The organism is Streptomyces sp. NPDC007095 (assembly GCF_040634475.1).
Taxonomy (GTDB): domain Bacteria; phylum Actinomycetota; class Actinomycetes; order Streptomycetales; family Streptomycetaceae; genus Streptomyces.
On sequence record NZ_JBEYFS010000391.1, the window covers coordinates 1 to 6283 of the forward strand.

The following is a 6283-nucleotide window of genomic DNA, read 5'->3' on the forward strand; positions in this document are numbered from 1 at the left end:
CGAAGGCAACTGGACGGGAACGTCCACGGTTCCCTCCCACGGTCTGTACCCGCACCAGTGGTCCTGGGATTCCGCTTTCATCGCGATCGGCCTGCCCCCCGGTTGCACCATGTGGTCGTCGCCGGGGGCGAAGAGACGCTTCCGTACGCCGACCTGGAGGGCCCGCTGACGGATGAGCCGGGGCCGTCGCTGGTGACGGCGGCGCGGCACCGTGCGCGGCTGTCCTCCGGCAGTGCGGACCACTTCACGGGATACGGGGCCCGGCAGGTCCTGGACGCGCACCCCGCGCGGCTGGCCGACCTGCTGATGGACCGCAAGAGACGCCATCTGGTCCGGCCCGTCGCCGCGTTGGCGAAGGCGGACGGTTCCGTCATGGTTCCCGCGCGCGTGTACGGCGCCGCGCGCAAACTCGCCCGTACGCCGTACCGGACCGGCGTCGACGTCCTCGCCGACCGGCTGCTGCACCGGCGCTTCGACGAACCGGGAGGCGCGGTGGGTGCGTCGCTCGCTGCGCTCACCTGGGCCAGGCCTGGTCCCGCGGCGCGTTGGCTGACCGGTGAGGCGCTGGCTGAAGTATCGGTTCGCCTACAAGGAGCCGCAGGTCGGACGGGGGTGGTCGGTCCCGGGCAGCGGCCCGGTGACTTCCGCGCCCGGGCGGCGCTCGCGCGCCACGCCGCCGATCTTCGCGTCCTGGAGCAGGCCGCCGAGATCCGCTTCCAGCGGCTGCACGCGCCGTTCCTGGACAACCAGGTCGTCCGCGCGTGCCGTGAGTTGCCGGAGGCGCTGCGGGTCCAGCCCGGGGCGCGCGCCGCGATCCTGCGTACCGTCCTGGAGGGCGCCGGGGTGGCCGATCTGCCGCCCGGCTGGGGCGCGCCGTCGCACGCGTCCTCGGCGGCGGCGGCGCGGACGGGGTTGCGGGTGGCCGCGGATTCCCTGATCGCTTTGTTCGACACTCCTCTGCTGGCGCAGGCGGGGCTCGTCGAGGCACGGGTCGTCCGCAAGGCCCTGCGGGCGGCCGCGGCGGGGGAGCCGCTGCCGCTGGACGGGCTGGCGGATCTGGTCTCCCTGGAACTGTGGCTGCGCCGCCTGCTGGCCCGCCGCGGCACATGCTGGACGGGCACACCGGCCCGCCAACGGGCCGTACCCGCGGGGATCGTGCCACAGGGGCGGGCGTTGGGGGCGGGGGCCGGGGGGCGGGGCTAGCGGTCGGGGCCAGCGGTCGGGTCGCCCCTGGCTCGTCTCTGGGCCGTCGTCGGGTCGGGGCCGTGCCGGTACGTCGAGCCCGTCACCGCCGGATCAGACCTTGCCCTACAGGGAGCCGCGTCCTGACCCGAACGTAAGCGACGGGCTTACGACGCACCGGCCCGGCCCCTTCCGTATGGGGGCGGCTGCGGGCCGGTGGGGGTCGGAGGGGCCGATCGCGCAGTTCCCCGCGCTCCCAGGGCGGGGCTTCGCCCTCGCATCCGCCGCCCGCCCGGATTCGTTTGGCCGCCGGCGGGTGGGGGCCGGTCACGCAGTTCCGCGCGCCCCTGAAAGCCTCGGGTCGTCCGGCGTTCCAGTGCGAGGCCGGGGGGCCACACCCCACCCACCCCGGCCCATGCCCTCCAGCCTGCCCGGCGTCTGAGGATGAGGCGGGAGACCGATGTCCTGTCCACCGCGGCCCGTGTCTTCAGCTTGTCCGGTGTTTGAGGACGAGGCCGTTCAGGCCGATCGGGGTGCTGGGGGCGGAGCCCCCAGGTCGAGGATGGGACGGGTGGGGGCGGCGGGGGCGGAGAACCTGGGCGCAGGCCCGCCGGGGAAAGCCTCGGCCCTGCGCACCGGGCGAGGTGAGAATAGGCGGGTGCGGTACAGAATCCTGGGGGTCGCCCAGGCGGAGGATGATCAGGGGGCCCCGGTCGCGCTGGGCGGCCCCCGGGTACGCGCCTTGCTCACGGCGCTCGCCCGACGGGCGGACCGCACGACCGCCCCCCAGACCCTGATCGACGAGGTATGGGCGGACGACCCCCCACTGGACGCCCCGGCGGCGTTGCAGGCCCTGGTCGGCCGCCTGCGCCGGGCGATCGGCAAGGACGCGGTCGCCTCGGAGACGGGCGGCTACCGGTTGCGGGCGACCAAGGACGACGTGGACCTGTTCGTCTTCGAGCGGCAGGTGCGAGAGGGCAAGGCCGCCCTCGACCGCGGCGACGCGGCCACCGCCGCCCACACCCTGCGCGACGCACTCGCCCTGTGGCACGGCCCGGCCCTCGCGGACCTCCCCGACCGGGACGCCGCCGCCCGCCCGGACGCGCTCCGCCTGGAGGCGACGCGCACCCGCATCGACGCGGACCTGCGACTGTGCCGCGCCCCCGACGTCGTACCGGAGTTGAAGGAGCTGACAACCGCCCACCCGTACGACGAGGCCCTGCACGTCCTGCTCATCCGCGCCCTGCGCGACGCGGGCCGCGGCGCGGACGCGCTGGCCGCGTACGAAGGGGTGCGCCGCGCCCTCCAGGAGGGCCTGGGTGCGGATCCCGGCGGGGAACTGCGGAGACTGCACGCGGAGTTGCTCACCCCGGCGGGAGCGGGCGGGCCGGGGCCCGTACCCGTACGTGCCGACCATCGCGTATGGCGGGAAGGGGACGGGGCGGAGGCGGCCGCCGCCGGTGGCCGGCGCGTCGACACCGGCTCCTCCGAAGAGCGACCGACCTCGCACCCGTCCGAGGACGGACACCTCCGCCCCGGCCCCGACCCACGCCTCGACCCCGAACGCACCGGCAACCTCCGCCCCCGCCTGAACTCCTTCGTCGGCCGGGAACCCGAACTCGACGCGATCCGTTCGGATGTGCGGAGGGCACGCCTGGTCACGCTGACCGGACCGGGCGGTTCGGGAAAGACCCGCCTCGCCGAGGAAGCCGCCGCCGGGCTCCCGCAGGCCTGGCTGGTCGAGCTGGCCCCGCTCGACCGGCCCGAGGCGGTCCCGGGCGCGGTGGTCAGCGCCCTCGGTCTGCGCGAGACCGTGTTGATGACCCACGAGATGGCGATGGTCGGACAGGACGACCCGCTCGGCCTGCTCGTCGAGTACTGCGCCCCGCGCAGCCAGCTCCTGATCCTTGACAACTGCGAGCACGTCATCGGCGCGGCCGCCGAACTCGCCGAGACCTTGCTCACCCGCTGCCCGGGGCTCACCGTCCTCGCCACCAGCCGTGAACCCCTCGGCGTCCCCGGCGAGCTGGTGCGCCCGGTCGAGCCCCTGCCGCCCGACCCCGCGCGCCGGCTGTTCATGGAGCGCGCGGCGGCCGTACGTCCCGACGCCGACGCCGCGCTCCACGACTCCGAGGCGGTGGACGAGATCTGCCGACGGCTCGACGGCCTGCCCCTGGCCATCGAGCTGGCCGCCGCGCGCCTGCGACTGCTGACACCCCGCCAGATCGCCGACCGGCTCGACGACCGCTTCCGGCTGCTCACCTCCGGAAGCCGCACGGTGCTGCCCCGCCAGCAGACCCTGCGCGCCGTCGTCGACTGGTCCTGGGACCTGCTCGACGAACGGGAGCGGGCCGTGCTGTGCGAGGCGTCCGTCTTCGCGGGCGGCTGGGACCTCACGGCCGCCGAAGCCGTCTGCACCGGTGCCATCACCGGTCCGGTCGCCGGTGGCGTGGCCGAACTCGTCGGGGCGCTCGTCGACAAGTCATTGATCGTCGCGACCCCTTCCGCCGCCCCTTACGACGCGGAAGGCGTCGGCGGCGGCATGCGGTACCGCATGCTGGAGACGATCCACGAGTACGCCACCGAGCGCGCCGCCGAAGTCCCCGAGCTGCGCGCCACCGCCGAGCGGCACCACCGCGCGTGGGCGCGTGACCTCGTCGAGGAGGCCGAGCCGCTGCTGCGCTCCGCCGCGCAGCTGCCCTGGATCCACCCCCGGGAGACCGAGCTCGACAACAACCGGGCGGCCCTGCACCGCGCGATCGTCGCCGGTGCGGAGGAGGACGCCGGCGCGATCGTCCTCGCCATGGGCTGGTTCTGGTGGCTGCGCAACTTCCGCCGCGAAGGCGGGGAATGGACGGACCGCCTGCTGCGGCTGGGCGCGGCGCTCGACGCGAGGGGCGTCGTGTCCGAGGCGAACCGGTCGTACGGCGGGGAGGGCGGCGACGGGTGCGAGGGCCGTGACGGTGGCGGTGGTGGTGCCCTCTTCGCCGACCTGGACCGTTTCGATCCGCTGGCAGCCTTCCTCGCCGCCCCGGACCACGAGGAGTCCCATCCGCTGCACGGCATGCGGATGCGCGCGCGCATGCTGCACCTGTTCATGCTGGTGGAGACCGATCCGTTGGACGCAGGGGCGTATCCGTGGATTCCGGAGTACATCGTGCGGGTGCGGGACTTCTTCGAGAAGGGCGGTCCGGACGCGGCGACCATGCCGGGCATCGTCTGGCCGTTGACCGCCTTCTTCCTCAGCGGTTGGCACGACGTTCGTCCGTCGATGGACGCGGCGCTCGCCAACTGCCGGGCGTACGGAGGGGAGTGGGAGATCGGCGTCACCCTGATGTTCCGTACGCACATGGTCGTCGACGCCCCGGGCGGCATGCAGGGCGTGGACGACGACCTCGCGGAGCTGCGGGTGCTCAGCCGGCGCGTGGGCGACCGCTGGGTGCGCGCCCAGGTGTGCAGCGCCGCGGGGGAGGCGGCCATGGCGCGCGGTCTCTACGACGAGGCCAAGGGCGAGTACGAGGAGGCACTGCGGCTGGCCTTCGAGGTCGGCGCGTACGCCGAGACGCCCTTCCTCATGGCGCGGCTGGCCGAGCTCGCCTACCGGGCGGGCGAGCGCTCGCAGGCGCTGACCGCCCTGGACGAGGCGAACGCCGCGGCCGAGCGGTACAGCATCACGGACTCCGGCGCCTTCGTCCGTCTGCTCCGCGCCCGGCTGGCCCTGGACGACGGAGAGGTCGCCTTCGCGCGCGAACAGTGGGAGCAGGCGTGCGAGATGACCGCCCGCGGCACCCCGCCGCCGCAGTTCACGGCGGCGCTGAACTGGGTCGAGGCGCTCGTGACGGCCGCCGAGTCCGGTCCGGAGCCCGGCCTGCGCAAGATGGTCGACGCGTTGGCCACGGCGGTGACGGGGCGGTGCGCCGACGTGGTGACGTCGAGCTTCGTCGAGAGTGCGGCGGGCCTGCTGTCCGAACTCGGCGACCATCCCCGAGCGGCCCGTCTGCTCGCCGCCGGTACTTCCTGGCGCGGCGGTCTTCCCCGTCCCACCCAGGAGCGCACCGGCGCCGAGCGCACGGAGACCGCCGCGCGTGCCGCTCTCGGTCCCGTCCGCCATGAGTCCGAGCGGACGACGGGGGCGGGCTTCACCCAGGCCGACGCCCTGCGGGAGCTCGCGGAGGCGCTGAAGGAGTACGAGTAAGGAGTACGAGCAGGCGGCGAGGGAGTGCCGCACCCCACTTCGACGCACCTCACCGGCACTGGAACGTGGACTCCGCCCAGTCCGCCAGGGCCGCCGCGTCGAATCTCGTGTGCGGTTCGACGGCCAGCCGAATCGTTTTGCGGCCGGTGAGGTTCACATGCACGGGGATCGCGGGGTCGCCGCCCTTGACCAGTGGCGACTGCCACAGGCGAGCTCCGTCGGCGTACACGGAGAAGCTCACCTGGCGAAGGCCCGGCGTCAGGTCGTCCACGCCGACCAGCGCGTCGTACGCCGAGCAACTGCGGTTGAGGTCGATGGTGACCGAGGACTCGCCGTGCACGGTCACGCCGTGGGTGTACCGCTGACCCGCGATCGACACCCCCCACCGCTGCCACACCCAACTGCTCTCGCCGAGCCGCATCTCGGGCTTGGTGTGGTCACCGGTGACGCCGTACTTCAACTCGTTCCACTGGTAGACGACCGGTGCGGGAGGCGGCGGCGGGGTGGGCGTGGGTGTCGGAGCGGGGGGCGGAGTGGGGGTGGGCTTCGGATTCGCCCGCGCCGGGGCGGGGGACGGCGTGGGCGTGGGCGTGGGCTTCGGGGTGGGCCGGGGAGTGGGAGTCGGGGTCGGGCTGGGCGCCGGTGCGGGGGCCGCCACCACCGGGGGCTGTGGCGCGGGCTTCTTCGACGGAGTCGGCGTCGGCCGCGGCTGTGGCGCTTCGACCACCGGCGAGGTCACCGGCGGCTTGGCGTCGGGCTTCTTGACCGGGCTGCCGTTGCCGACGAGGGCGAGTGCCACCGCCGCCGCGGCCACCGCGACGACTCCCGCCGCGATACCGGCCTTGACCGGCGCGCCGAGCCCCTCCGAGGCGGCCGCGCCGCCCCCGGCGCTCGCCCCGCCCGAGC

General features: G+C 74.6%; 2 protein-coding genes and 1 pseudogene. 2 read left to right on the forward strand and 1 reads right to left on the reverse strand.

The genetic code is table 11. The annotated features are described in order from the left end of the window. Positions 1 to 96: 96 nt before the first annotated feature. Positions 97 to 1203 (forward strand): annotated as a pseudogene (locus ABZ656_RS55625) (asparagine synthase-related protein); the annotation flags it as partial. A gap of 637 nt (positions 1204 to 1840) precedes the next feature. Beyond that, complete coding sequence (locus ABZ656_RS55630) at positions 1841 to 5377, forward strand: BTAD domain-containing putative transcriptional regulator (protein ID WP_360280042.1); 3537 nt, start codon at positions 1841 to 1843, stop codon at positions 5375 to 5377. A gap of 49 nt (positions 5378 to 5426) precedes the next feature. Here ABZ656_RS55630 and ABZ656_RS55635 read toward each other — a convergent pair. Beyond that, positions 5427 to 6283: NPCBM/NEW2 domain-containing protein (locus ABZ656_RS55635; RefSeq protein ID WP_360280045.1), on the reverse strand; the 857-nt coding region annotated here is incomplete at its 5' end.